We start from the raw sequence: 24,242 nt of genomic DNA on the forward strand, positions 1-24,242 counted from the left end.
CACTTCCCATGCCTGAAAAAGGCAATCTGAATTTACCAAACCGTAACTAATTTAGCTCCTCCTGGAGCTATTTTTGTTGCGTACTTCTAATGCCAGATAGTATAAATCAGGCGGTTCATAGCTTACGGGAGATGAATGACAGGCTTTGCCTTCGTGTTGAAACAAAAAATTGTTTCTTCCTTCTTACTATATATAGGTGACCCCAAATGTCTAAAAATAAAGCTCGCAGTAAAGCCCTTCATCAAACCTTTAGTGAAATTATTCCAGAGATGGATAAGGCGCTAAACAAACAGCTCTTAGAAGTTCTGATGAAATATACAGAACGTGATAATGAACTGATTGTTATTTTGAATGAGGACGGCCCAAATATCATTGAACTTAAGTCTCTTAAGCCTGTGTCTTTGTTGGCCGAAAAGCTTTCTGCTTATTCAAGCTATTATCATGTGGATGTTGTGGAGCTCGTGGTCAAGAAAATTGATTTCGAAGGAGCTTATAAGCTTCTTAAAGCTTCCCCAGATGTACCACTTTTTAAAAGCTTAACTGAACTGGATAAATATCTTGTTGAGGAGTTTGAAAAATACGGATTAAATTCATTTCTTGACGTGGATAATCTGGATTACTCACTTGAAAAAGCCAGTGAACTCAAAAATGAGCAGTTAATAAATTGGGTTTCGGACATCATTTGCAAACGTGAAAAATTAACTTTACGTAAGCGTTTTGATGTCGCAGTAAAGGCCCACTACGAAAATGTAGAAAAAATGTATGATACCATTCGTCCGTTAATGAAAAAACTGGGTTTCCCAGAAGATCTCATGACGCACACCTTTAGTGAGTTAAGCGTTTTTGAAACTAAAGGATGGGACCATGCAATAAAATCGAAAATTGAGACTCTCGCTAAGCGTGAAACTCAATATTTAGATGATGCGGCTAAAGCAGAGAATCGACGTCTTGTAACAGAGAAGTTGGAGAACTCTTTAGCGATTGCACCAACTAAACCAACAAGAAATTGGTTACATATTGCCGGAATTGCCTGTTTGGTAGTCTGCACGTTCATGTATGTAACTAATAAATTTATTTAATCCTGTTAAGGGGGAACCCTAACGGGGCTTCTCTTTGAACAAATCGAGGAGCGGAAAATGTCATATCTTGAATATATCAATGAAGTAAAAGTGTCCGGGATAGTTATCAGTGCTGTGGAGAAAAAAATGACTGACCAGAGTATAGGTTTGTTAATAAAGCTCAAAAATAGGATGAAGACAGAAGTTGATGGTGAAATCACTGAGAGAGAATTTTCAGTTCAAATCAAGGTGTCGCCTGAAATGTATTCAACCTGTTTCACTGGTATAAATCAGGGTGATGAGTTGATGGTCTCCGGTTATATTGTTGTCGATACTATTATGATTGAAGGGAGAGAACATCCTCTTGACTACATGAGAGTGGTAGCAACAAGTAAGTTGGCTCACATACCTAAACCTCTAAAAGGTTTTGGACAAAGTAGCTTTAATCAGATCTGACATTAAACCCACCCTAAAGGGGAGAAATCCCTTCATGGGATTTCTCCTTTTGGAGTCCCCATGAAACAAAAATTTAGGGCTACTGCAATAAGTAGTAATCAACTTAGTTTTTTTTCTATACTCGATATAGATGAAGATGAAATAACGCAAATAGTTGATTCACCCAAAGAGCATTTAAATGATGCTTACACGTCCGGATTAAACTTTAAATCAGAAGAAAGTAACATTTCTGAGATAAATTATGATTCTGAAAGGCGTGAAAATCACCTTTATGAAAAATCCAAATTACTTAAAAATCAGATTTTGCATACAATTAATTTTGCAGCAGAAACAGATTATCTATATACGGTTGAAGAATATAACCCAGATTTGGGTGGTCTGGTAATAGAATGGACCCCTGAGGATGTGTATGTTGTTTTTCTATCCGCTATGGAAGAGTCTTTGGAAATCATTAAAGAACTAGTGTTGAGGAGAAAGTTATTCTTCAAAGATGACAATGGTAATATCACAGTGAATCCACTTTTAGAAGCTGAAACACGGTGGTATATGTCAAAATCATTTGAATACACTTGTTTATGTCATGGACTTGATGCATGTGAATTTAGAGCGGAATTAAAATCATGGCTCTATTATCATTCGCATCGTTCGATTAGTGAAAACACGAAATTAGCTGAATGCAGGAATGATGATGAAATCATTTTGCATGATTGCAATGACGATATGGGCTGGGACATCTTCTTTGATCAGGATTATTTAATGTCAGAAAAAAAACTGGCTGTTAAATGGACTGACAGGGAAATTATGGATGTTTACATAAAAGCTTTTAAATCCACATTAGAGTTGTTTGACGAGCTTGTTTCATGTGATCTGTTAACTAAACGAAACGCTTTTGGCAAGTTAGAAATCAATCCAATATTCGAAAATCATTTTGAATGGATCATGTCTGAAGCTTTTGAAATAGTGGGAAATCATCTTGGTTATAATGTGCCTCAAATCAGGAAACTGATGGCAACTATTTGCCAAATGAATCTCAAATAAAATGCCACTGGCAAACATCTGCCAGAGGGCGGTGTTTGCATTTTACCGGAGTTAAAAATGTCTAATGCCGCTATGAAGTTAAATGAAACATCTTCTGATGCTTATGAAAAATTAGAAGCTCTTCTTTCCCCGGATGTTATAAAGTTAAAACATTATGTGGATAAAGGTGAGTATCTTTTAGTTCTAGCAAAGGACCTTTTTGGTATTCCAGAAATGGATCCAAAGATGGCTGTGCCTGTTTTCAAAACTAAAACCTCGTATCGAGCTCCGCTGAACAAAGACTACATACCAAATCCCCGAATACTTGAACAAGTGGTTAAACTGCTTATCAGTCCGGATATAGATTTAAGTGTGTGTCTTAAAGGTGAGTCCGGTTCTGGCAAGACTGAAATGGTAATGTACATTAGCCACATGATGAATTGGCCGCTGACAATTAAGCAGATCAACAGCAATATTCGAGTTGATGAGCTTGAAGGTGAGCGCAGTCTTAATGGTGGTAATACAGGTTTTGTACACAGCGATTTGGTAACGGGATTTCGTAATGGTCACCTCATTCTTCTGGATGAAGTGGACAAAATCGATCCTGATACGGCAGCAAAACTTCACATGCCCATTGAACGTAAGCCCTGGTCACTCAGTGCTAATGGTGGTGAGGTTATAACTGCTAATGGCTACACGCGATTTATTGGTACTGCAAACACAAACATGAGTGGAGGCGCTCGCCGGTTCGTTTCTTCTCAACGTCAAGATGCAGCTTTTATAAAGCGGTTCTTGATAGTTGAAATGGAGAAGCCCGACAAAGTTGCTTTAACCAATGTGCTTACTAAACGATATAGCTCTTTGCCTTTTCAGGTCATTGAGAAGTTCGTAAGAGTAGCGATTGCAGTAAATGACTCTGGTACAGAAGACAGTGTGATGGATATTCGTCAATTAGTAGCTTGGGTTGGCACGTCGATGACGTTAAAAACCTTTAGTCTTCTTGACACTTTCAAAATAGCTTTTGCTTCTGCTTTACCTTTACATGTGGTCGATCTTGTTCTTCAAGCTATAGATCTTTCTCTTGGCGAAGACAAGGATAAATCGCTGGAGTATTTCACAGCAAAAAAGTCGAGTTAGATGGGATTTGTTATGAAACCTCTGATATTTGTATCTCAGAGTTATCCCATCTTGAATTTAGTGCGTTTTTAAGTACGGATGGTGCTGCTACCATTGCTATAGCAAAAAACGGAACTAATTTTACTGGACTTATGCAACTGAATAACGACTATTCTTTATTGTTTTATCATGATGGTAAAATAAATATGGAAGGTCTGATTAAACAAATGGAATTAAAAGGTTATATGTATCAGGGAGCAATGGGCAATGATGATGTTGTTGCTGAGTTTCCCGGTATTCTTTTAATTTCACCAGAGAAGCTTTAATATCAACCCTATCGGGAAATCTTTCCCGTTGGGGAGGGTTTCCCCTTTTTTTTGGAGAAACCCATGACTTTAAATACTTCAATGCTTAACAAAGTATCTGCAAAACAAATCTCTGAGAATTTTGCAAAATCATATCCAGATTTACTGGAAGGTGCAGTTATAACAAAAATTGAAATAAGTGGCTGTCAAGGATCGCGTCGAACCGATAAAATCGATTTGTCTTATGATGGAGATGATATTACGGATCAAAAAAGCGTATCTAAAAGCGAAGTACGCTGGATTGACATAAAAGCCCTTAGCTTCAAAAGTACGATTACCAGCAGAATATCAACTCTTTGCTCACGCTTGTGCATCCGCTATAGCAATATGTGGATTTTACCAGTATCCAGTATGGAAGAGTTTCTGGAAGGGGCCCAAGAGATTGAACGAGAGTTTCAGGCAGGTATTCAAAACGTTGTAGACAATTATGAGATGCATATTGAGGCTGAAAAAAATAGAAGCCCAAGAATGTCTTCTTTGATTGATCAGTTGAAATTAACTAAAGATGATTTCATAAAATCCTTTAGATTTAATATTGCTCACTTTATTCCTTTTACGCCTATTAGCGTTGAAGGTGATGAAACCCAGGACTACTATCAGGAACAATTGATAACAGATCTGGCAGAAGAAGCAATGAAGGTTTATGAAAAAATTAGCAAAAATAACAATTTGCGCTCAAGTACTATTGACCGACTGAAGCAAATGCAAAATAAGATCATTAGCTTCATGTTTATACATAAAGAGGCGGCAGTACTTGCAGAAGCTATAAAACACATAATGAATAATTTACCTAAAGGTGCCATTTCTGAACCTCGCGACGTTGCGGTGTTACAGCAGTGGTTTTATTTCATGAGTGATGCTTCAATGTTAAAGCGTATTATTTCAGGAGAGCAAAAGGTTACTGACTGGTTGGAATCTATTACCAGATCATTTAATCAAAGCTCACAAACAGAACCGAACGCGCTACAGAACACAGGTATTGAAGCTATTTTAGATTCAACAAATGTGTTCCAGGTTGAACCTGTCGTAGAGAACGATATAAATAACAGCACGTTTTCAAACACTGATCCTGTAGCTGAACCTGAGAAATCAGTTTCGCAACAGGAAGACAATGTTGAAAATGGTTTTGATATCGAGCTCAAAGGCTGGTAACTGTTTGCTTTATTAAAAACCCCAGATGGGTACTTCACCATCTGGGTGAGTACCCCTTTTTTATAAAGAGGTATTCTATGAAATTAGATCTTAAATCATCACCGCGCCATATTAAGCGTTTACAGAATATAGCAAAAGTCATTAGCGGCTTAGGCGATGTAAGAGTTGTAATAGACGACAATACCAAAGGACCGTATTTTGATCCTGTAAATAAAGTTTGTGTTTTACCAAACGGCGATTATAGCGATGATGACTTTGTCAGTCTGATTGAAGGTTTTACCTGTCATGAAGCTGGTCATGGTCGCTATACCGACAGCGAGGTTTACAGTGACGCCTTTAATAGTGTTCTCAAGTCATCTGAAGGGTTTACACGCTTCGATGACGGAATGAATGCAGAGTTTGAGAGCCTCGCTGAGAAACGTAAAGCTTATAGCAGGGCAAAACGTCTTACCGGGCTTATAAATCTGTTCGATGATGTACAGATGGAAGAGAAGGTTGGTAACGATTATCCGGATGCAAAGCGGCGGCTTGCAGCCACTTACGCACTGATGGTTAAAGCCGGAAGGATGACTCCTGATATATCTTCTCGTCCGGAAAATCCTGTCCTATTTATTGAGTGGTATCTGCTTAACTCATTGCGAGTAAAAGTCCTTCAGCAGGCAGGTCACAAAGAAACACTCGATCCGTTTTTTGACTATGCCCAAAAGATACTTTCTCCAGTAATTTCTGATGTTGAGGAAATTTTTCATGATGCTCTTGGTTGTGAAAATACTCAGGGCTGTGAATCCCTTGCTCGTAAGACCCTGGCTCTTTTAGAGAGACTGCGGGATGAGGCAAGGGAACAACAGCAGCAGACAGAGCAGGAGGAGCAGGAGGCATATGATGAATCCGAGACCGATACCGATACCGATACCGAATCAGAAGATAAATCGCTTGAGTCGACTGATAGTCGTGAGGATGATTCTGAGGACGATAGTGAAGGTCAGGCAGATACTTCCGATAACTCTGATCTTGCTCAAGAGGGATGTTCTGAGCCTTCAGAACTTGCTGAAGATAACGAGGGAAATAATGAACCCACCGGTGGCAATCCCACAGGTGATAACATTATTGAAGACGATACTGATGCGATTAACCCTTCCGAGAGTGAATCAGATGAAGCCAGTTCGACTAACGTTGAAGATGAAAGTAACTTTTCATCGGCTCAATGGGAGATACTGGCAGATTTGTTGGATGCCTTTCTTGGCAGTGATGAGGATAGCGAAGATTATCACGATGCTTTGGCTAAAGAGATTGAAGGTATTGCATCAAAAGTATCCGATGACGTGAAAGCCGAATTCGGTGCTTCTGAATGGGATATCCCTGATCTCCTTATCGATTTGAATGTTTACAATGAGGCTTTGTCTCTGAGTCATTCAATCGGTAGCGACTTGTCTGTTTTACAGCAGGTTAAAATGCGTGGCCGAAACAAAACTCATGAGCGTGGAATTACCTTCGATGGAAATCGATTAATTCTGTCACCAATGGGAGTTCGTGATGTCTTCAGAGCTCAAAGCGAATCTAAAAATAGAGGGCATGTTGGCCTCGTATTAGTTCGTGATATTTCAGCGTCAATGGCTAATGATGAAAGATATATTCATGCCATTAAGTCAGATCTTGCTTTATCGATGGCCGCTGAAAGTTTGTCAAAAATGCATGTCTCCAATATAGTCTTTCCCTTCAAGGAAAGTGAATTTGAGATTATCAAAACGTTTGATCAAAGCGTTGAGGAATCTCTATCGAAATTCACTCTTGGATGTAAGGGTTATTATACCCCTACGGGATCGGCTTTAATGGCAGCTGTTGATCTGTTACTTGACAGCCAATTCGATAGGAAAATAATTTTTCTTATAACTGATGGTTATCCGAATAAATCGGAATTTACTATCGGCGAAGTTATGGAAAAGGCTAAATGTAATGGAATAGAAATCGTTGGTGTTGGTATTAAGACTGATGAAATAATTGGTTTTGAAACGGACACTTTCGTAACAGTTGATGATACTTCTTTATTGTCTATTGAAGTCAGTAAGCTAGTTCATCAAATACTTTCTTAATAAACTCTACCCAATCGGGGCAAAAGGCCCCGGTGGGTCTTTTTGCTCCATGAAGGAATAAGGAGCAAAATATGACTCAGATAAAAACTTACCGTGTAGAACATGAAAAAGTCGGTGCGATGCATAAAGTCCGTATTTTCGGACGTGTTGGTGAAGTTATAAGCAATGATAGCCCTCAGGAAAGAATCTTCCGCGAAGTCACTATAGCGGAGGGTAATAGCCAGCAGGCTGCGTTACTTGTAGATAACTACATACAGTGTCTTGAGAATAATGGCTTCACGACTGAAGCATAAATGTTGAGGGCCCCCGGGCCCTCTTTCTTAAATTCTGCGTTGTGGGTTTCTCCCTGTCTTCTGCACCGCAGAAGGCATTGAGAAACTCACAATGCCAGATAAGAGAGATCATCATGACTTATGCATCCCCGGCTCTTCGTCGTAATCCACAGGAAGTATCTGAACACTTTATTAAACTCGTTCATGCTCGAATTGCTGAAGTGTCTGGCTGGAAGTATATATTCGAAAGAATACCTGCTTTCAAAGACGCTTGTGCAAAAGCCCCGAGCCAGGTTCCTTGCCCGTTTACTGGCGCAGGGAAATCGAAGTTTCGTTTCCGACAAAAAGACCTTTATACCGGATGTGCGATCCATAATGACTTTCCGGTAAATGAGTTTTGCGACGGAATTGATGTTCTGGCGAAATATTATGAATTAAGTAAAACGCAGACTTGCAAAAAGATTCTCTCAGATTTTTTCGGGATGGATCTGCATGCTCCGTTAACTGACGCCGACATTGAAAATGAACGACGCTATAAATCAGCAGTTCGTGCCACAGAAACTCTTGACCGAGAGGAAGTGGCAAAGCGAATGCGAAAACTTGATGTGATGTATCACTATACCGGTGAAATCAAGCCTAATACTCCTGTTGCTTTGTACCTCCGTAATCGTGGGATCTCCCGCTTACTGAGTCACTTACCAAAGGATTTAGGCTTTAATAACCGGATCTACTATTGGGATAAAGATAAGCAGAAATCGATTATCTATCCGGGAATGATTGCGATCTATCGTGACACCCGAGGTCGGCCTCTGACTATTCATAGAACATACGTAGACAAAAATGGTGATAAGGCACCTGTAGAAAATCCAAAGCTGATGATGAAGCCTCCTGCCGATATGACAGGTGGCTCAATTCAGTTGTTTGACCCTCACTATGATTCAGGTAGTTCGACCTGGACACTGGGAGTGGCTGAAGGGATCGAGAACGCGCTTTCTGTTGTAGAAGCGACTTCAACACCATGCTGGGCAGCCAGCTCCGCATGGTGCCTTGAAAACGTTACTGTTCCTGATTTTTTACTGCCTCCGCCGGATGTAAAATCTATAAACTTTTATATCTGGGCGGATAAGGATATTGCTAACTCACAAGGCACTCGTGCCGGTATTGAAGCTGCTCAGCGACTTCAAAGCCGCATGGTTGAGTTTTTGGCTAAACGATATCCCGCATCAAAGCTGACAATTGAAGTCTTCGAACCAGCACAAGATATTCCTGATGGGAAAAAGGGTATCGACTGGAACGATGTTCTCCAGTTAACAGGGCAGGATGGATTCCCGATTCACTGGGCTCCTGAATGTCTTAATCAGCTGTAACAACGATAACTCCCCCGCTTTTTGCGGGGGGGGTTATCTTATCAATATTATATTTTAAAATTGTATTGATAAGATAACCGCTTTCCTTCGTGATAATTACCTGCCTTTAAGGTCTTTTCACGGCTGAGATGCTTGCTCAGTTAAATAAATGTGCGGTACTACTGGCTATGGTCGGTTGTATGACATGGTTATTCCATAAACTATTAAAACCCATAACGGGAGTATTACCGTTATGGTGATGCTCGTCGTTTTACATCGGAGAGCATTTTAATGAATTTTCAAATTAACGAAGTTTTTAATAAATTTGCTGCTGTTATAAAATCGCGCATCGTCAATGAACCATCGTCATGCTATTTGCTGCATGATAATGAGATAGATATAACGATTTTGAAACATAGCATATTAGAAAATGACAGAAACCTGTTGTACGTAGTTCGTCCTTCAGGAACGTGTTTGTTGCGTTGTGACAAATATTTCTATCCGAAATATTATCTTCGTTGCCGTGGAGATTATAAGTCATTCATATATGTCCATCTTGATCTACATAGTGGTGAAGCTAAAGAAATCACATGGGAGCAAGCAGACGATATGCTGTCTAGTCCAGGAAAACCCCCATTAAAAGGGAATCTTGGACGATTTGAGTATATAAAAGTTGTGGTTGAGGACCTTCGTATTCGAGGTTACGCTGATTATCTTCCTGCGTATAATCTTGATGACCTTCGCCGTTTTGCCTTACAGGACGACCGCCCATCCCTTGTCAGATACATTGACAATGTCATGGCAACGGTCTGATTGATTGCTAATTGATTTACATATTTTCCCTGATGGCCAACCTGCATCAGGGAGGCCTCAATAACGAATGGAGGCTGTATGAAGTTAGCTACGGACCTGGTAAAAGCTATTTTGATTAGAAATGGCGTTGAACCAGTAAATATAAGCGAATCATCTAAGTTATCTTTGAAACAACCACTGACAGAACTTAAATTCAGTTTATATTTGCGAACTGAGCATTTATCTCACTTCCTACCCGGTTATGTTTATTCTATAAAAGAATGTCCACTGTCATATGACATCGGGATCGAAATTCAGAAAATCTTCGAAAGTTTACATTTGTTAAACGAAGAATTTGAATCCCTCGGTTTTGTTTCTGTATGGATAGAAATGCATCAAAGCATTTTTGAACAAAGTCGGTTTAAGAAAAGTAACTTTACTTTTCGGGAGGAAGAGGTCGAGCTTGCTAAAGGGCTTGTTTGTTCTCACAATTCACAAATAAGTAATGCGGCTTATTTCTGGCTTCAGCACTTTGAGGAGTTTATGATTTATGTTCGTAATAAGCTTATCGACCTCTTTCGAGAGGCCTATGACCTGATCCTTGGAATGCAGCAAGTATTTTTCATTCGGGAAAAGGAAGAGCTGTTGAAAACTATAAGTTATGGCGATGAGCTGTATGAGGTGAAATTCATGGCGGCTGAGCTTTACTCTATCGAACAGAACTTAAAGTGTTCTGAATCGATAAGTACAAAATCTCAAGCTTCGGCATATATTAACCGCATCCGTGAGTTTGTGCGTTCGGGGTGGAGGCAGGGCTATATAGTCTGCCATCATAAGCGAAGTAATCAAATTTCATCATTGTCATTACCGATGTACTTGAAAGATACGTCAGGCCGAAGTGCTCGAAAGCGAGTAAAACGTCTTATATCTTCTACAGTTTGTGGTAGAAATAAAGATTTAGGTCTTACAGATTTTTAATTAAATTATACCCATGTGGGGATCACACCCCATATGGGAGTGATCCCTTTTTTTATTGAGAGAGGATCACATGAAAATTATCGAAAAAATCATTAATGCCTTTTTGGTTGTTCAACATAAAAAAATACAGGTTAAAAACATTACATTTTTAGACAATGGGCAGGGCATGTTCTCTGGTATGTCTTTTGATGCTGATGTTTCACTGGAGTTTATGTATGAATCAGCAAAAGCATATAGTTCTTGTTTCTGTGATATTCCCTTTCCAGGTTTTGAAGATGCAAATCTGGAGGAAATTACGAAATTTCAATTAGATGCTTTGAAGCAAAGAAAGAATCATTCTTTCTTTGTTAACCATTTGAGGTTTCCTATAGTTTTAAGGGAAGGGTGCAAAATCGAAAGAGGAGAAGTCTATTCAATTTCGAATTGCACTTATAATAAAGAAAGATTGCAGTATCTTTTTTCTCAGGATATTTACGGTAAGTTGTATAATTCCTTAGAGAAAGAATTAAGCTCGTTTTTCTCATTTATCAATGTTGAGGTGCACGAGTTGTTAAAAGATGCTGTATGCTTTGCATTAAAAATCCTGAATAAGATATCTTTGGATACACCTGAAAGACTTATTAAAGCTTTTAATTATCGTGACTGGTATTGTAGTTACGATGTTGAGCTTTTTAGGAAAGGCTTACCTGGTCATATTCTGGAAGAGCTCATTGCTCCAGATATCTTACTTTCAGACCTTAACGGTTGTAGAAAAATACTTAGAAATGCAAAACGATTTCTAAATGGACATACACAAACCAATTGTGTTTATATTAAATATGAATGGTGGTTGGGGCCTGTTGATACCTCACACTCAGCTAAGTTGATGTCTGACAAAGAAATTAATAACCGAAGTGACTTGAAGAATTTTTCAAAGGTCTTTTTCAAAGAGTGTTTAAGTTCTGGTAAGTCGGAATATGAAAACCATCTTAGTGAAAAAGAACATGCGCTTCGCTATAATTATTAATTAAAATTATTTTCTCCCATAGGGATTTCTCCCTATGGGAGAAATCCCTCTATTAAGAGGGTATTGAAATGAATGCTATACAAAAGTTAGTTGAATCTATTCTTGTTAAAATGGGTTTTGTTGGCGCTGTAGTGGAAAATATATATTTGGATTCAAAACCATTTCGGCATATTCGATTTGTGGCTGATATTCCAGTAATATCTTTTCTACCTCATTTGGTGAAATATCTTAAGGGTGCAGACCATCTTTACAGTGGTAACGATGATTTGCATCCTCTTTTCATTTATTTTTCCGAAGCGGCTACATTAAAAGCAGGTCCTGTAAATCTCGCGAACTTTCGTTTTGAAGTTTCTATAGCTTCAACTCATTTACGACTGGTCTCAGAGCAGCCTGATTTGCTTTTCAAAGGATTTAACCGGGATAATCTAGAATACGTTTATTACCGCTCAGATTTGGCCTCTAAGGATCTTATACTAGGCCTTGTTGAACACGGTTCTCCTTTCATAAAACATCTACATGGACTTATACAAAAGCGAATTTTAAACGAGTTCTCTCTGATTTTTTCTGTTCTTGAAAAGATTTTAGAAAGCGCGAAGCCACAAATTCTTGCTTGCTTCCATAGTGTTGATTATGAAATGAACGTAAAAATAATAGCCGAAGCTATACCTGAAACTGTATCTAATCAGATAGTCACATCTGATTATATAGTTAATTCTATATCAGATGCGGACAAGTTTATAAATCATGTTCGTCGCTATTTAGCAGGCAGGGTAATGAAGAGGCGGATATACGCTGAATTAGATGTTTGTGAAGAAACATCAAGTATTTCACTAGTGAACTTAGGATGCTTTACGTCTCCTCTGCTCGTTACGGAATATCAAATGTTTAAGCCACACTCTTCAGGGTTATATCGAAAAGCTATAAACAACTCCTTAAAACAGTTCAAACCAGAAATGCATGTACCTTCTGAAGAACTCTTTTATAATTAATCTAACCCATCCGGGAACCTGCTTCCCGGTGGGAAGCACTTCCTTTTTAGTCATGAGGTAGTGTAAATGTTTAAAGAATCTGACCACGTGGAATTTGTTAGTGCCTTTCTTTATCAAAATTTAGGCCTTAATGTTTCCGCTGACGATATAACCGTTCAATTATCTGATACTTCGTTCGACAAAGTAACCTTTGATTACGATGTAGATATCGATAATTTAAATTGTATGTTGGATCTCTACATATCTGAGCTAATAAAGCACAACGCATCTTACTCCGATTCTATTCTTTTGAAACAAAAAATAATTTATTTTCTTGGAGTATTTAAGAATTTCGGATTTTTTACGTTTGATATTCGCGGATATAGTAATACTTTAAGCCCAGTTAAAGTTATTGATATTGTTTCAATGATTATTAATGACTGTGAAGAGTTATCTAAAGCTAATTCTTCTACTGATGCTATAAGAAATCTTTATCTCGATAAAATGAAGGTGGATGGGAAAGTGTTAGTTGCGAAATTTGCACTTAAACAGTTTTTTCATTCCGACTTTGGTGACTTTATCTCATTTGTCGAGAAAAGAATTACAGATTGTCTTAATGAAACTTTAAGGATTATCAAAGCTGTTGAACATGGCTTTGTACGTGTAGGGCAGCATAAGATTAATCGCCGTATTAATGATGACTTAAAGTTATGCATTGATTTCAATACTGATGATTATCCGGCAAATATGCCAGATATATATATTAAGTTTAACGATACATTTGATGGGAACGGGGCGTTATATTGTGACAATGATGCCCTCATATCCCTCTATACCGATGTTGCTTCAATTATCAATGTGCCGGTGATGATGGAAGTAAGATTGATCAATAAAAGAGGGCGTGTTGTCTGTGATTCTTCGCATTCAACTTACGTATCTCTCGAAAGTAATGACCGATACAGAGTAACTGATCGCACATTACTAATAACTGAAGCTTTTGACGATTTTCGTAACGCGTCTCAATGATCCTTTTGCTTCAGTCCAAAAAAGTAACTTTGGTTGGCTGAAGACACTTGTCTATGACAATGTAAAATCTGTCGCTGGCATCTTCTTTTAGCTTAACCAAATTTTTATCTAACCCAGTGGGGAAGTCGCTTCCCTTCTGGGGCACTTCCTCTCAAATTCGAGGTAGTGTATATGACACATTCATCTGATGATAAAAACTATGTCCGAGCAGTTCTGAGTTATCTTGGCATAGATTTTGATGAGGCGGATATAGTATTAAGTGTTTGCCATTGTCAAAGTGACGAGCTTTCTTTTACCTGTAATATCAAAGCTATTGAACTCAAGAATGTTGTTGATTTATATGTCGATAGTATCTCTGAGAATGAAATAGAAGCTTTAAACAGAGAATCTTTAAAATCGCGACTCTGTTACTTTCTTGAGGTGTTTGACGCAGTCTCTGGTCAGTACCTTGAAATTTCAGGAAAACACTTTGCAACTAGTCGTTTTGAATATGATGATGTTTGTAGTGAAGTTCTTAGCATGTCTAATGATGTTTCTCAGTCGAAAGGTTATGACCGGGATGAATATAACAGACTGATGCAGGTTGATGGTCAGGTTATGATTGCCCGTTTTGCTTTGCAACAGTTCTGGGATACTCATTTTATTGGACTAATAACATTTGTATCTGAGTCTATAACATCGAGCCTCTATAAAGCTTATGAAACTTTTAGTGATATTAGTTTGGCTTGCTATAAACTGAGTGAATATTCTTATTCACGCTCTATCAACAGTGAATTGACCCTTAATATTTCACTTAAAGAAAATGACTTCTGTGAGGACCTATCTGATTGCTATATGGAAGATGAGGCTTTACCTTCTGGTAGGGTAATTTCTCGACGCAACAATGACTCCATAATAAGTATTTATGAGAGCTATGCTGCGGCTTCTTATATTCCGATGATTGCATCTTTGGAAGTCGTTGATGAATACGGCGAAGTGGTTACTGACCTCTGCCATACCGTTTATGTTTCAGAGTTAACCGGTGGGCGGATTAAAATCCACGACCGTAATGACTTAGTATCTGAAGTTTTCGATAACCTAAGAAATTTAAATCTTGCAGTTGGAGATTCAGTTTCACAAGCTGCTTGATTCTTTCCCTGATTTTGATTTTTTCTCACATACTCTTATGGCACGGTTTCCGTGCCTTTTTTTTGCCTCGCTTACAAGCGTCTACTCCTCTTCTACCTATCCCACCTTACATCACCACTTAAAATCTATCTTTCTAATTCCATTATCCTTTTCGTAGCCTCTAATGCTCTGGTATGAACATACTCTTTAAACTCAAAAAAGTGCTATTAACGAAAAAAAATCCCTAAAGAGATTTGTATACTGTTCTCAACCAAGGAGAGCTCATGAATGAACTAAAATCCAAAAACGAGAACAGTACCAAAAGCAACTTTCCCCCGGTTGATAATCAGTTTTGCTTTTACCATGTTGATTTCAGCATAGAACGACTACTTTCTACGGCCGAGGATCTCCAGCTTGAGTACATCTTCCAGAAACCTGGAAGTGAAGTAAGAAAGGATTTGGTTGAGCGATTCGAACGTGGAGAGCGCTTTGTTACAGCTTCACACTGTGACAATTTCTGTGAAATCCTTGGTTGTCAAGGCCATCAGGAAAATGCATAAACCCATAAACCTACATTTCCACTTTTAAGGATGTTCACTAAAGAATGATTGGAGAAAGTATTTTTGACTGGGTAATTTACGGAATATCCATTTTGATATTTGCCTCAGCACTAATTGAAGGAAAGACAACTCGCTACCCAGCACTTTTTTTCTATGGGAGTTTAATTTTAATGTTAATCCTGATAGTTGCTGGAGGCCTTAACTGGTGGTTCTACAGGTCAAAATATGGCGCAGTAATCGTTATCTTCACAGTGGTTTCTTTACTGATGACTCGATTCCGCCTGGTCATATATAAATTAAGATTAAGAAAGTTAGTTTCAGAGATCAGATTTCGTATAAAAACGGGTTTTCGTATAATTCTTGTTTTGTCGGATAATGAGGATGAGCGTAATGTTCTGCTGTCTATGCTTAGCAACGTATTGCCAGAGCAAACGCTTATTCACACGCGTGATGCTCTCGGACCTCATTCAGGGCCTATCCTAAAAGCTCTTGAGCTACATCATCAACAGGGAACAGGTTACATACTCGTCTGTGAACAACAAATCTCAGCGCGTACGTGGTTGAGTATCGTAGAAAATGGGAAACCTGATACATCTATAGCTGTTAATTTTCATTCGATCCCAGAAATGGAGTGATTTTTCAATGAGTAGAACCGTTTCACAAAGTGTCACAGAAGATTGTCTTTTTGATACCCGCACACAAGTCAGATTACAACTAAGTCGAAGCGTTCATAAAACGCTGGCATCTGCTAAAGAAATTTTACAGGGAAGGGGGGTTGATTCGGTCTCTATTGAAGATCTTGTGCGAGCCTGTCTTGAAGAGAACCAGCCAATTGATCTCGCCTCACTTTACCTTGAAAATCTCTTAAAACAGAAAGGTACCAGCATTTGCGATTTTTAGTGTTTTCAAACCTATTAGATAAAATGCCGGTTGTGTTTATATAACATCAATAATTTCATGCAACAGGTAAAACATGAGTACTCAAAAGCAACTTTCCAGAACAACCGGCACTGAACGTATGTTTAAGGAAGAGCTGGCGTTATCCTTAATTTGTTGGGTTTTCACCAGTCCATTTACCAACTGGACCGATAAAGTCTTCAGTGGTATTGAAGTTCCGTCTGAAGGACCGTCAACATTACTGGGTGAGGCTGAAAAATTCTTTCGTTTTGTCGTTAATGAAGAAGGCTACGACGCAGGAAGGGCTGCTCTTGGTCTTGACCTATGTTGTTTTTCACTTCCGTCGTGTTTGTTCCCGGACGCTGCCCTGTCTGAGGAAGAGGTTATGAGTAAGTTAACCGGAGAAGTTATCCATGGGATTCTTCTTTCCTTACCTGAATTTATTGATATGCCAGAAGTGCTCGCTTACCAGGTCAGGGATGAAATTCTTGCTTTTAACACTCGCTGTGGAGACGGGATCTTTCATGGTTGGAACACGGCTTCAGAATTGTGGAAGTTTGAAATCTTTCCCCGCACCACCATCATGATGCAGCATACTTCGGCAATACATTAAAATTAGGCGGGGCAGAATGCATAAAAAACTTTTTCTTCTCGAATGGAAACCCTGTCAGAGCCGCGTATGGGCCGGTTGGATGGCCCTGTGGTTGACTATCAGTTTTCTGATGTTATCTGCCTTGCTTATGACAGATCATCTCCTGAACAAAGTCATCCTGCCGCCAACATGGTTGTTGATCTGGTTTTCGCCAATGCTGGGGTTTTTGATAAAAGTTCGCGTCGTCGAAACTCAACATTTCCTGGAGCATGACCTCTGTGTTGCAGGTTTCTCTTTTTACCGCTGGAAGAGGTTAGTTTCTCCCGGGCTTTGGTCAGTTGACTGTATAAATGGTCGTTTTCGCCTCAATCGGATCACCCAGGTGGGTAAGACTATCCACTATCCATGGCGTCTCCATTATCATCCTTTGTTCATGAGCCCTATCGAACATAAATCGCATGCTGTGAAAGCTGTTTCAAAATGACTTCTTTAGAGGTTTACATGACATTTATGTTCTGCAAGGTCAGCCAGGGCAGCAAAATTGATTTGAAATAACATGAGCCTGGAGAAACGTATGAGTTATGACGATTTGCCCTATTTTCGTGACCAGATTCTGGAACGTATCGACTCGCTTAAGTGTTTTCTTTCGAACACCCCCCCGCTGATGGCAAACCTGATGACTGTCTCCACCGTATCTCGAACAGAAGAGCGACTGAAGCAGGTTAAACCCATCAGGGTTAGTGTTAAAGACGATGCTTCGGTTGAGGAAATTATTCAGGCACTTACTGACATCTGTGTGGATGACATAGAGTCATTAAGTCATGATTCCACCAAAGTGACCACTAAATACCCGGGTCTTATCATTGTCCCAGAAAGAGCAGATCTTCTCGAAAGCTTGATCACATCTATAAATGAAGCAAAAAATGATTTTGCTGCGGCAATGAGGCGTATCGATAATAAAAAGAATGTCCGTTTTGATAAAGTGCACAAGAAGCTCCCGGGCCTTGTCGCTATGCACTCAACAAGAAATGTCCTTTTCATCAAGTCCCAGCTTAAAAAAGTTACTTTTTCATGGCGGCTAAACCGAAACCAGGAAGTTAAAACAGCAGAGCAACTTGTGAGTTTGTTGGAGCGCAGGAGAGCCTCAGAAGTAAAAAATGTAGCAACTACCAATTTGAATGTCGTGTCTAATATCGATAAGGCTTTACACCGTCTTGAATTTCACCCACTGAAGCAGGGCGAATCTTATCGCCTTTGTCGAACTAACTCTTTCCCTGTTCCGATTGCTCACATTTTTGCATTTAGGCCTGAAGGGCAGGAACGAAACGGGAATAAATATGCTGAGACTGATTATTCAGTAGTAAAAGCATCCTTGCCCATTTTCGCAGCAGGCAACATACCTCAATTAAAAACGCTCTCTGACTGGGCTCCTGAAAACAGCCAGGGCCCGTCCAACCAACGGAAGCTGAGCCTGAAATATACAGAACTCGTGCCGGGGGCTGAGCTGGGCATTTTCATTGTCAGCCCCGAAAATTAAGGAACAACAATGCAATGGATTTCCACAGCCAGCCAGAAAATCGATGAGCGTCTCTATCGTGTCTGCGTCTGGGTAAAAAAATATCACGCTGATGCGATTAACCGCGTTGTGCTTACCGTTGATCTAAGTAAAGCCCGACATGACCCTGACGAGGACCAGGTAAGAGCAGAGCTGCTGTGCGGCCATTATTTTTTGCTTCGTAAGGAAAACGCTTCGAACTCTGCGCCTGACGATCAAAAGTTTGCTTTCCTGCCTGACGGGCGCAATCTGTGTTGGCAGACCGCAACCCCGGTGCTTCAGCATCTCCTGCTCAATAAAAACGTTCCTGAGTCGCTGAGGTTGCTTACGGACTACATACATATGCGTCTGGCCAGGCTGACAATGGTACCAATGTCCGGAACCATCATGAACGAGGCTCTGCTGGACAGCATCAGCTGGGTTAAGGTGGATTTGACCTACTTCTGGCAGTACGAACAGCTCAGCTCTCATCTGGGACCCATCCAGATAACCCACAAGGCACTAGTACGCTTCGGGCATCTGGCAAAGAATGATGAAAACTCCAGTGCCATAAGAATCCTGCGTCAGCGTCTGTCTTCAGAATTCTTACAAGAATTTCAGATGGCTGAGGATGAGCTAAAGCGCAAACAGTCGTTGATGGGCACCATGGACGTGAAAATGCTGTTTCATGCTCATTACCCCAGCCAGAAGATGCTGGTGGCTCGATATAAAAATGGTTGGGTAATGGTGGATTGTTTTCTGTTTCATCATACCAAACCTAAGAAAAAAGCAAAAAACAAAACTACTGTGGCTAAGCCTCAACTTAAAGAGACTAAAAGAGAAGGGAGTGAAAATGGAACTGGGCATTATGGTGTGCATCGTGTTGTTACTCTCCGTGGCGGCGGCGTGGATCAGTAATAAGACAGTTGATTTGCTCGAAAGATTCTATTTCAAGCGTCCGCTGAGCATGGAGTACGCGGCATGGCTACGTGTAATGTGTGCAGGCTTGTTATTGGTTTTTATTCAGGTTGCTCCACAATTTACACTTCTGTATACCCTTAAACTTGTCACGCTTATTAATCTTGGAATCCAGACAATGAAATTAAATGGCGTGTACAAATATAAAAGAACGGGAATTTTGCCTCCGGGAGGGGCACTCTCTAATCTCACCAGACTTAACCCGTTCAAGAAAAAATAAAGTTATGCGCCCGTGAGGGCGCTATTCATCAAAGGCATTTCGCATAAGCTTGATCATTGCTTTTTTACCAGCTTCAATATTACGAATGTAGCGCATAACCATTTCTTCATTCGACCAGTTCCCCATTTCCATAATCTGTGGTAGCGAGTAACCTTCAATATTTAGCTGTATCGCTCCGCCTACACGAACGCTGTGCCCTGTCCAGTAACGAGTTTTAGTCTCATTTGGATAAAGCTCATTCCACATCTCTTTAAATGCTCGTAAAAGGGAATTTTTGCTGAGCATACCGGCATCGTCCACAGTGTCTTCTTCATCTTCATCGTTCAGAAGACTTTGCTTAGCACGATAGGGTAGGTTATGCCTTTTAAGAAGTTCAGATAGCTCATTCCCCTTACTCCGAAGCTTCCAGCCGGGTGGCATATAGCCTGTATCATGGAAATTTACGGCCTGGAAAAGGAATTCATCCGGATGACTGTGCTGATCCATTTTCACGAGGTTCATCAATCTCAAGAGGCAGTTAGTTAACTGACGTGTCAGCCGGTAGGTAAGAAGTGTACTAATGTTCGTTTTTGTACGGTATACCGTCAGGTTAAATTCACCGGTCATACTATCCAGAGACAGATCTTTCAGACGTATACGTCGAATTTCGGATGAACGGAGCAGTGTTTCAAAGCCTGTCCAGATCAGGCACAGGTCACGAAGTTTACGAACTGAGTTTGTAGTACTGCGTAACTTTATCAGAGCCTTGAGATCGCCAATAAGAAAGGGAGTTGCCTGTTTAGTCGTCTTTCGCTTCCGGGCTTCCGATTGTTTTAAGGCTTCCAGCATGTACCATGCTTCAGACGTAATAATCCCGGGCAGGTTAAGCCCTTTTTTATGGATACTATTTAAGGCCTGAAGACAGCTGTTTATGCTGCTTCGTGACAATTTGCCTTCAAGATGCCCCATAAACGCAAGCAGAGCGTCCTCAGACACGGGGAGCGAACTTACTGGCCAGTCTGTATGCAACCGGGCATTCGCCAGATACCATTCGTTCCATACTCGTAGCCAGTGCAGATAGGTTTTAGCAGTGTTGTATCTCAGATGGGAAAAGTAACGGATCAAGCGTGAAAGCTGTTTATCATGGTTGCCGAACGTTTCCAGCTGCTGATGCAATTCGCTTTCCGAAAACTGTCTGATCACTGATTGATTCTTCATCCTGCTCACCGGGATACACTGGTTTTAATTACAGGTCATTTTAGCACTCATGTACCTGGTTATGAACAGGGTGGAAACAACGAAAAAGGTTGTGAAATCGTTAGGCTTAAGTGAAAAATGATATTAAGATTATCCCTGGCCAGTTGAGGCCTGTCTAAAGAAGGTTGATTATGTCTGACACAAAGCAGTCTTATTTAATGAAATTCCGTAAGTGTAGTTCGTTCGAAACGCTCGAAAAAGTATTTGAAAGGTTATGTGAAAAAAACTCGGGTGTCGCCTCTCTTGAAATTTCTGGTGCTTATGATCATCGTAAAGCCGAACTGACAATGAAAAAGTTATATGACAAAGTTCCTGCGAGTGTGTGGACCTTTGTTCGCGAGTAATTATTAATATTGGCACAACAAAAAGACTGTGCCTAGATTTGAAAATAGTTTATGCCCCTTTCGGGGCTAAAGGCATTGTAATAGCCTGTCTTTTAAAGTTGTTTATTAAGTTCGGAGAAAAACTTTAATCATAAGCCAAGCCCACTGCTAAATACATCCGATATTCTCCTTCATTTTATTAGAAGTGATAAAAGTTACTTTACCTAAACTTCTCTCTCAATATTTGTAAGGCTCTCATTTGATTTTTGTCAAACATTAATCTGGAAGACGGAAAAATCATTTCTTTTAATACGTTTTACAGAAATCCTCCTCCGTTATTTCGGATATAGTTTGAATCATTATCAAAAACGGGGTGCAGCCATGCGTAAGAGTTATACATTTGGTATTCCATTTGGACTCCAGCGAGAATCAGGACTCTTTTTAGATATTACAGAGGTCAGCCGGGGTATTGACTGTAACTGCATCTGCCCCGCTTGCAAAACTGATCTGTTAGCAAAGCAGGGGGAGGTCAAGCTTTGGCATTTCTCACACAGTACAGCTGTAGCCGGTGACTGTGATGGTCTGATGGAAGCCATCCGGGGAAAGATTATTGAAGTCATCAACGAGCACCAGGTTCTTGGTTTCCCAAATCTTCTCGCTGGCGACGATGGTGGGCCGGTTTCACTGAATGAGGTTAGTGGAAGCGGCAGTATGTTCGGAGGCACAGCTGATCTGTTCGTAAAGGTTAATGATTTATGTGTGGCCGTCTTTCTGGACAGGGATCGCAGCATTTCAGAGAAGTTAACCTTTGACCATCTTCATCCTTCCGAAAGAGTTGCCGCATTGCGTATCGATCTTCCTGATATTGAATATGAAATCAGTCAGGTGCAGCTCGGGCGACGTAAAACAACATACAGTGAGTGCATTGAAAGCCTGATCATTGATGAGACCAGTTCCCGGGAATGGCTATATCATCCATTAATGCATGAACTTGAATCTGAACCTCTTCAGGAGTATCGGGGACGGGAGCCTTCAGAGGAAGGGCCTCTTCTTCAGCGCCTTGCTGACTGTAAGATGAAATTGCCTGATATCCTTCCGGGCAGTCATAACGCGCTAGTCAGGTTACAGCAGGATACGATTGTATGTCTGTGTCGGTTAACGGTTCGGGCTTATGACATCGCTCAGACCGATGAATTTCCTTTGTTCCTTCGCTATTTCAGGTTGCACTGCCTGGAAAACAGCGAACATGTCAGTTACGAAAGACTGATCTGCTGGCAGGAAATGATTTCAAAAACCCAGGAAGGCCAGTCCTTGACACAAAACGAACTTGAATATCTTCATGAGATTGTCCGCATCGCCTTTTACAATCACCGGCTTAACAATGTCAGTATTTCAGATGTTAAAAACCATGACACTGGAAAGAAGAGCGGCAGGGTAGAGTCACAAAATTATTCACTTTTATAAATAACTTGGGCTTTGCGCATTAAACCCTTGCCGCAGGCGGTGTACCGCATATCCGGCACAGACAGTCAGTTTTTTCTGGCAGCTTAAATTTGACACTGCTTAATATAGTGATTCATTAAACAGGTTCAGTATGCTGCCAGAACGTTTTAGTCGTAATGGGCGTCCGTTAGTTTTCAACTAACTGAACGACGACCAGCCTGCCGCCTTCCTCCTTTGACAGAACAAACTGAGCGTTATTCGTCAGTTCAATTTTTTCCCCAATGGCAATCTGTCGTTTATCCGGTAATGACATAAGCCCATTTATGCCTTCATTTACTAACCACCACTGATCGTTATGGAAAACAAAATACCCAACTCGTTTCCTTTGTGCATCGGTTGTGCGCTCATTTGGCGCAATGAGGCGATTCACATGCCACGCATAGATTGACTGCCCGCTCCACACCATCAACCGGTGGTCGTCAGGACGATAACTGCCTTCCTTTCGGGATGAATATAAATTTAGAACCGGTAATTTACCCTTGTATGGCGTACCGCAGTAGGGACAAACCGGCTTTGTCTTACCTGAGAAAACGTACCATTTCTGTTCACACGCCTTGTTCTGGCAGGGCTGTATCAGATCGACTGTTTTAACCAGGGCACTTTCCCACTCATCGGCGGTCGGGCGTTTATTGGCATCGTGTAAGCCATCAATAAAGGCGCGTTCAAACAAAGGCGTCAAATAAGGGCCCATGATGGTGTAAGGAATTTTCTCCGGGTCAGCCCAGGGCAGTGAAAAGGAGGATAGCTGACTGACTTTGACTGCATTGCTTTTGTCTGTCGGATGTTCAATGAAGAGTGCCTTCTCACCCATAGATAAGGTCTCATCACGTACTTCATCCGACATGTCATGTATTTTTCCGCCACGTAGCGGATGACGGAAGAACAGATACATGTAGATAAGCACCGACAGCGCATGACGGTCAGTAGAAATGCTTGGCAATACGCGGTTCGGATCCTCTTTGGAAAGATGGCTGGTTTTCACCACTTCCGGAGCGATAAAATCCGGGGTGCCCACGACGTCGGGAGGATACTTTCCAGGGACAACCAGGCCGTCTACGTCAATGATGCAGGCATGTCCCATTTCTGGATCGATAAGCACGTTTTTATAGCTTAGATCGCTGTGACAGAGACCTGCCGCATGCATCCTTCTGACGGCTCTTGTTAGCAGCAGACAGACCTTGAGATAGGTAAGCGTATTGCCTCGTTCACGTGGGTCGAGAAATTTATTCTGGTTGCTGGCGCTGGCAAACCATTTGCCTTCCTTTTCACGGCCTTTTATGCCAAGAAAATCATCGTTTTTAGAGCCGTATTTAAAGAAAAAGTAGCTTTTGTAGGTTGGAACCACGATGCCGATTTTATCCCCATGCTCAACAACGTGGGTCGGCCAGCAAAACAGGTCCTTCCAGTATTCACCTCCGGACTGGCCAAAAATGTTTTGCCTGTAGCGTCCGGTGATCATATCAATCCGATCCCGGGCCTGCTCGTTCTGCGGTTTATGATAAAAAGCGACGACGTATGATTTATCAGGCGAGAAGTAAACATCCTTCATCGAGCCCGAACCAATTACCTCGTCAACATACTGGACTGTTTCGCCGTCCTTTGTTTTGCACGTAACAATATTTGCCATATTGATCACCGAAGAAGCGTATC

At 40.7% G+C, this 24,242-nt stretch carries 27 protein-coding genes; 25 read left to right on the plus strand and 2 right to left on the minus strand.

The genetic code is table 11. The features are described from left to right. Positions 1–206: 206 nt before the first annotated feature. From HGD79_RS24490 to HGD79_RS24600, 23 genes are all read left to right on the plus strand, one after another. Positions 207–1,079, plus strand: coding sequence for a hypothetical protein (locus HGD79_RS24490; protein WP_000041927.1), 873 nt, complete (start codon positions 207–209; stop codon positions 1,077–1,079). Positions 1,080–1,136: 57 nt separating this feature from the next. Continuing rightward, entirely contained in the window at positions 1,137–1,514 is a 378-nt protein-coding gene (locus HGD79_RS24495) for a hypothetical protein (protein ID WP_000120822.1), read from the plus strand. A gap of 60 nt (positions 1,515–1,574) precedes the next feature. Then, entirely contained in the window at positions 1,575–2,552 is a 978-nt protein-coding gene (locus HGD79_RS24500) for a hypothetical protein (RefSeq protein ID WP_042634278.1), read from the plus strand. Positions 2,553–2,609: 57 nt separating this feature from the next. Further along, positions 2,610–3,668: an AAA family ATPase gene (locus tag HGD79_RS24505; protein ID WP_000063335.1), complete on the plus strand. Its 1,059-nt coding sequence runs from the start codon at positions 2,610–2,612 to the stop codon at positions 3,666–3,668. 131 nt (positions 3,669–3,799) lie between these two features. After that, entirely contained in the window at positions 3,800–3,973 is a 174-nt protein-coding gene (locus HGD79_RS24510) for a hypothetical protein (protein WP_001176647.1), read from the plus strand. 63 nt (positions 3,974–4,036) lie between these two features. Continuing rightward, a complete protein-coding gene (locus HGD79_RS24515; protein ID WP_000174395.1) occupies positions 4,037–5,164 on the plus strand; it encodes a DUF3150 domain-containing protein in 1,128 nt (375 codons plus the stop codon). Between the two features lie 77 nt (positions 5,165–5,241). Then, on the plus strand, positions 5,242–7,254 hold the full coding sequence (locus HGD79_RS24520) for a VWA domain-containing protein (RefSeq protein ID WP_046788423.1): 2,013 nt from the start codon (positions 5,242–5,244) through the stop codon (positions 7,252–7,254). Positions 7,255–7,325: 71 nt separating this feature from the next. Next, entirely contained in the window at positions 7,326–7,547 is a 222-nt protein-coding gene (locus HGD79_RS24525; protein WP_042634307.1) for a hypothetical protein, read from the plus strand. A 113-nt stretch (positions 7,548–7,660) separates the two neighbouring features. Beyond that, on the plus strand, positions 7,661–8,893 hold the full coding sequence (locus HGD79_RS24530) for a toprim domain-containing protein (protein ID WP_000220381.1): 1,233 nt from the start codon (positions 7,661–7,663) through the stop codon (positions 8,891–8,893). Between the two features lie 270 nt (positions 8,894–9,163). Next, positions 9,164–9,685 carry a hypothetical protein gene (locus HGD79_RS24535; protein WP_001010933.1) on the plus strand — a complete coding sequence of 174 codons (522 nt, stop codon included), beginning with the start codon at positions 9,164–9,166 and terminating at the stop codon, positions 9,683–9,685. A 78-nt stretch (positions 9,686–9,763) separates the two neighbouring features. Beyond that, complete coding sequence (locus HGD79_RS24540; protein ID WP_000762004.1) at positions 9,764–10,642, plus strand: hypothetical protein; 879 nt, start codon at positions 9,764–9,766, stop codon at positions 10,640–10,642. A gap of 70 nt (positions 10,643–10,712) precedes the next feature. Next, the gene (locus HGD79_RS24545) at positions 10,713–11,648 is read left to right on the plus strand and encodes a hypothetical protein (protein ID WP_000691118.1); all 936 of its coding nucleotides are present in this window, start codon (positions 10,713–10,715) and stop codon (positions 11,646–11,648) included. A gap of 68 nt (positions 11,649–11,716) precedes the next feature. Then, entirely contained in the window at positions 11,717–12,637 is a 921-nt protein-coding gene (locus HGD79_RS24550) for a hypothetical protein (protein WP_000991699.1), read from the plus strand. 66 nt (positions 12,638–12,703) lie between these two features. Beyond that, positions 12,704–13,642, plus strand: coding sequence for a hypothetical protein (locus HGD79_RS24555; RefSeq protein ID WP_000472043.1), 939 nt, complete (start codon positions 12,704–12,706; stop codon positions 13,640–13,642). Positions 13,643–13,813: 171 nt separating this feature from the next. After that, positions 13,814–14,770, plus strand: coding sequence for a hypothetical protein (locus tag HGD79_RS24560; RefSeq protein ID WP_046788424.1), 957 nt, complete (start codon positions 13,814–13,816; stop codon positions 14,768–14,770). 263 nt (positions 14,771–15,033) lie between these two features. Further along, positions 15,034–15,309 carry a hypothetical protein gene (locus HGD79_RS24565; RefSeq protein ID WP_001004201.1) on the plus strand — a complete coding sequence of 92 codons (276 nt, stop codon included), beginning with the start codon at positions 15,034–15,036 and terminating at the stop codon, positions 15,307–15,309. Positions 15,310–15,353: 44 nt separating this feature from the next. After that, positions 15,354–15,944, plus strand: a complete 591-nt coding sequence (locus HGD79_RS24570) for a hypothetical protein (RefSeq protein WP_000578892.1) — start codon at positions 15,354–15,356, stop codon at positions 15,942–15,944. Positions 15,945–15,951: 7 nt separating this feature from the next. Further along, on the plus strand, positions 15,952–16,209 hold the full coding sequence (locus HGD79_RS24575; protein WP_001371933.1) for a hypothetical protein: 258 nt from the start codon (positions 15,952–15,954) through the stop codon (positions 16,207–16,209). 73 nt (positions 16,210–16,282) lie between these two features. Then, positions 16,283–16,819 carry a hypothetical protein gene (locus HGD79_RS24580; RefSeq protein WP_000107168.1) on the plus strand — a complete coding sequence of 179 codons (537 nt, stop codon included), beginning with the start codon at positions 16,283–16,285 and terminating at the stop codon, positions 16,817–16,819. Positions 16,820–16,835: 16 nt separating this feature from the next. Continuing rightward, positions 16,836–17,282 (plus strand): hypothetical protein, encoded by a 447-nt coding sequence (locus HGD79_RS24585; protein ID WP_000549069.1) that lies wholly within the window; start codon positions 16,836–16,838, stop codon positions 17,280–17,282. Between the two features lie 90 nt (positions 17,283–17,372). Then, complete coding sequence (locus tag HGD79_RS24590; protein WP_000119427.1) at positions 17,373–18,335, plus strand: DNA replication terminus site-binding protein; 963 nt, start codon at positions 17,373–17,375, stop codon at positions 18,333–18,335. Between the two features lie 9 nt (positions 18,336–18,344). Beyond that, on the plus strand, positions 18,345–19,250 hold the full coding sequence (locus HGD79_RS24595) for a hypothetical protein (protein ID WP_001198594.1): 906 nt from the start codon (positions 18,345–18,347) through the stop codon (positions 19,248–19,250). Continuing rightward, the gene (locus tag HGD79_RS24600; protein ID WP_001805195.1) at positions 19,186–19,530 is read left to right on the plus strand and encodes a hypothetical protein; all 345 of its coding nucleotides are present in this window, start codon (positions 19,186–19,188) and stop codon (positions 19,528–19,530) included. The genes HGD79_RS24595 and HGD79_RS24600 overlap by 65 nt, the downstream gene beginning before the upstream one ends. Before the next feature lie 21 nt (positions 19,531–19,551). Here the strand turns inward: HGD79_RS24600 and HGD79_RS24605 are convergent, their stop codons facing one another. Further along, the gene (locus HGD79_RS24605; RefSeq protein ID WP_000795947.1) at positions 19,552–20,727 is read right to left on the minus strand and encodes a tyrosine-type recombinase/integrase; all 1,176 of its coding nucleotides are present in this window, start codon (positions 20,725–20,727) and stop codon (positions 19,552–19,554) included. A gap of 170 nt (positions 20,728–20,897) precedes the next feature. Here HGD79_RS24605 and HGD79_RS24610 point away from each other — a divergent pair, with 170 nt between their 5' ends. Together HGD79_RS24610 and HGD79_RS24615 are read left to right on the plus strand one after the other, a co-directional pair. Next, positions 20,898–21,110 carry an Hha/YmoA family nucleoid-associated regulatory protein gene (locus tag HGD79_RS24610; RefSeq protein ID WP_001285422.1) on the plus strand — a complete coding sequence of 71 codons (213 nt, stop codon included), beginning with the start codon at positions 20,898–20,900 and terminating at the stop codon, positions 21,108–21,110. Between the two features lie 360 nt (positions 21,111–21,470). Continuing rightward, positions 21,471–22,553, plus strand: a complete 1,083-nt coding sequence (locus HGD79_RS24615) for a hypothetical protein (RefSeq protein WP_001232449.1) — start codon at positions 21,471–21,473, stop codon at positions 22,551–22,553. 166 nt (positions 22,554–22,719) lie between these two features. On the opposite strand, the gene HGD79_RS24620 is transcribed toward HGD79_RS24615, so the two are convergent. After that, positions 22,720–24,219, minus strand: coding sequence for a lipopolysaccharide kinase InaA family protein (locus HGD79_RS24620; protein ID WP_001284313.1), 1,500 nt, complete (start codon positions 24,217–24,219; stop codon positions 22,720–22,722). Between the last annotated feature and the right edge of the window lie 23 nt (positions 24,220–24,242).

This window comes from Escherichia sp. SCLE84, from assembly GCF_012584495.1.
GTDB lineage: Bacteria > Pseudomonadota > Gammaproteobacteria > Enterobacterales > Enterobacteriaceae > ECMA0423.

Bases quoted from the DNA above. Each gene is read 5' to 3' on its own strand.
- HGD79_RS24490 (WP_000041927.1), top strand. From the start codon at position 207: ATGTCTAAAAATAAAGCTCGCAGTAAAGCCCTTCATCAAACCTTTAGT.
- HGD79_RS24495 (WP_000120822.1), top strand. From the start codon at position 1,137: ATGTCATATCTTGAATATATCAATGAAGTAAAAGTGTCCGGGATAGTT.
- HGD79_RS24500 (WP_042634278.1), top strand. From the start codon at position 1,575: ATGAAACAAAAATTTAGGGCTACTGCAATAAGTAGTAATCAACTTAGT.
- HGD79_RS24505 (WP_000063335.1), top strand. From the start codon at position 2,610: ATGTCTAATGCCGCTATGAAGTTAAATGAAACATCTTCTGATGCTTAT.
- HGD79_RS24510 (WP_001176647.1), top strand. From the start codon at position 3,800: ATGCAACTGAATAACGACTATTCTTTATTGTTTTATCATGATGGTAAA.
- HGD79_RS24515 (WP_000174395.1), top strand. From the start codon at position 4,037: ATGACTTTAAATACTTCAATGCTTAACAAAGTATCTGCAAAACAAATC.
- HGD79_RS24520 (WP_046788423.1), top strand. From the start codon at position 5,242: ATGAAATTAGATCTTAAATCATCACCGCGCCATATTAAGCGTTTACAG.
- HGD79_RS24525 (WP_042634307.1), top strand. From the start codon at position 7,326: ATGACTCAGATAAAAACTTACCGTGTAGAACATGAAAAAGTCGGTGCG.
- HGD79_RS24530 (WP_000220381.1), top strand. From the start codon at position 7,661: ATGACTTATGCATCCCCGGCTCTTCGTCGTAATCCACAGGAAGTATCT.
- HGD79_RS24535 (WP_001010933.1), top strand. From the start codon at position 9,164: ATGAATTTTCAAATTAACGAAGTTTTTAATAAATTTGCTGCTGTTATA.
- HGD79_RS24540 (WP_000762004.1), top strand. From the start codon at position 9,764: ATGAAGTTAGCTACGGACCTGGTAAAAGCTATTTTGATTAGAAATGGC.
- HGD79_RS24545 (WP_000691118.1), top strand. From the start codon at position 10,713: ATGAAAATTATCGAAAAAATCATTAATGCCTTTTTGGTTGTTCAACAT.
- HGD79_RS24550 (WP_000991699.1), top strand. From the start codon at position 11,717: ATGAATGCTATACAAAAGTTAGTTGAATCTATTCTTGTTAAAATGGGT.
- HGD79_RS24555 (WP_000472043.1), top strand. From the start codon at position 12,704: ATGTTTAAAGAATCTGACCACGTGGAATTTGTTAGTGCCTTTCTTTAT.
- HGD79_RS24560 (WP_046788424.1), top strand. From the start codon at position 13,814: ATGACACATTCATCTGATGATAAAAACTATGTCCGAGCAGTTCTGAGT.
- HGD79_RS24565 (WP_001004201.1), top strand. From the start codon at position 15,034: ATGAATGAACTAAAATCCAAAAACGAGAACAGTACCAAAAGCAACTTT.
- HGD79_RS24570 (WP_000578892.1), top strand. From the start codon at position 15,354: ATGATTGGAGAAAGTATTTTTGACTGGGTAATTTACGGAATATCCATT.
- HGD79_RS24575 (WP_001371933.1), top strand. From the start codon at position 15,952: ATGAGTAGAACCGTTTCACAAAGTGTCACAGAAGATTGTCTTTTTGAT.
- HGD79_RS24580 (WP_000107168.1), top strand. From the start codon at position 16,283: ATGAGTACTCAAAAGCAACTTTCCAGAACAACCGGCACTGAACGTATG.
- HGD79_RS24585 (WP_000549069.1), top strand. From the start codon at position 16,836: ATGCATAAAAAACTTTTTCTTCTCGAATGGAAACCCTGTCAGAGCCGC.
- HGD79_RS24590 (WP_000119427.1), top strand. From the start codon at position 17,373: ATGAGTTATGACGATTTGCCCTATTTTCGTGACCAGATTCTGGAACGT.
- HGD79_RS24595 (WP_001198594.1), top strand. From the start codon at position 18,345: ATGCAATGGATTTCCACAGCCAGCCAGAAAATCGATGAGCGTCTCTAT.
- HGD79_RS24600 (WP_001805195.1), top strand. From the start codon at position 19,186: ATGGAACTGGGCATTATGGTGTGCATCGTGTTGTTACTCTCCGTGGCG.
- HGD79_RS24605 (WP_000795947.1), bottom strand. From the start codon at position 20,727: ATGAAGAATCAATCAGTGATCAGACAGTTTTCGGAAAGCGAATTGCAT.
- HGD79_RS24610 (WP_001285422.1), top strand. From the start codon at position 20,898: ATGTCTGACACAAAGCAGTCTTATTTAATGAAATTCCGTAAGTGTAGT.
- HGD79_RS24615 (WP_001232449.1), top strand. From the start codon at position 21,471: ATGCGTAAGAGTTATACATTTGGTATTCCATTTGGACTCCAGCGAGAA.
- HGD79_RS24620 (WP_001284313.1), bottom strand. From the start codon at position 24,219: ATGGCAAATATTGTTACGTGCAAAACAAAGGACGGCGAAACAGTCCAG.